Origin of the sequence: Rhodococcus jostii NBRC 16295 (genome assembly GCF_001894825.1) — a bacterium.
In the GTDB taxonomy this organism is placed as follows: domain Bacteria; phylum Actinomycetota; class Actinomycetes; order Mycobacteriales; family Mycobacteriaceae; genus Rhodococcus_F; species Rhodococcus_F jostii.
The window spans coordinates 1-965 of sequence record NZ_BCWY01000252.1 but is presented as its reverse complement, the minus strand read 5'-3'; the positions used below and the strand labels follow the sequence as shown (position 1 = coordinate 965).

The 965-nt window shown below is 64.4% G+C and carries 1 protein-coding gene; it reads right to left on the bottom strand.

The window, feature by feature from the left end:
- Positions 1-6: 6 nt before the first annotated feature.
- A protein-coding gene (locus RJ1_RS45040) for an IS5 family transposase (protein ID WP_255284983.1) occupies positions 7-916 on the bottom strand; the annotation gives its coding sequence in 2 pieces (ribosomal slippage) (positions 7-564 and positions 566-916; 909 coding nt in all).
- Between the last annotated feature and the right edge of the window lie 49 nt (positions 917-965).

Genomic DNA, 965 nt, shown 5'->3' with positions numbered 1-965 from the left:
TCGGCCCTAGGGCATGTCTCCCAATAGTTTGAGCCATTCGACGATGCCGGCGAGGAGGAATCCAGCCCGGTAAGTCAGGGCAAGCTTGTCATACCGGGTTGCCACCGCTCGCCACTGTTTTGCCTTGTTGAAGGCCCTTTCCACCACGTTGCGGCCCTTGTACGACTCGGCATCGAAGTTCGGTGGCCGACCGCCCGCGCTGCCCTTGTTCTTGCGGTTGGCCACCTGATCGGACTTCTCGGGAATGACCGCCTTGATGCCCTTGCTGCGTAGCAGTTCTCGATTGGCCTTGGATGTGTACGCCTTGTCGGCACGGACCTCGTCCGGGCGCGTGCGGGGTGCGCCGCCACCGATGCGCGGCACGCAGATGCCCTCCAGGAGCGGGCCGAACATCGGGCTGTCGCCGGCCTGGCCAGGACCCACCAGCACCGACAAGGGACGTCCGTCGCCATCGCACGCCAGGTGGACTTTGCAGGTCAGCCCGCCGCGGGACCGGCCGATGCCGTGATCGACCGGTTCGTCAAGCAGATTCGTGTAATTCGGTAGATCCCCCTGTGTCACGCGCGGCGTTGGCGCCGTGCTGGTGCACCCGCACCACGGTGGAATCCACCGACACCGCCCAATCCAGGTCGCCACCGGCATCGGCCATCGCCGCCAGGGCTATGAGTACCCGATCCCACGTTCCATCCCCGGCGTAGCGTCGGTGCCGTTTCCACACCGTCTTCCAGGGGCCGAAATGCGCAGGTAGATCCCGCCACGGGAGCCCGGTACGCAGCCGGTAGAGCATCCCCTCCACCACGAGCCGGCTGTTCTGGAACTTCCGCCCCCGCAGCCCATCCGAACTGGGCAACAGCAGCGCAAGCAACTCCCACTGCTTGTCCGTCAACACCTCAAACCTATTAACAACGTCTGCCACAGCGAAGAGTCTGCAGCACAACACCCCAAATCATTGGGAGACACGCCCT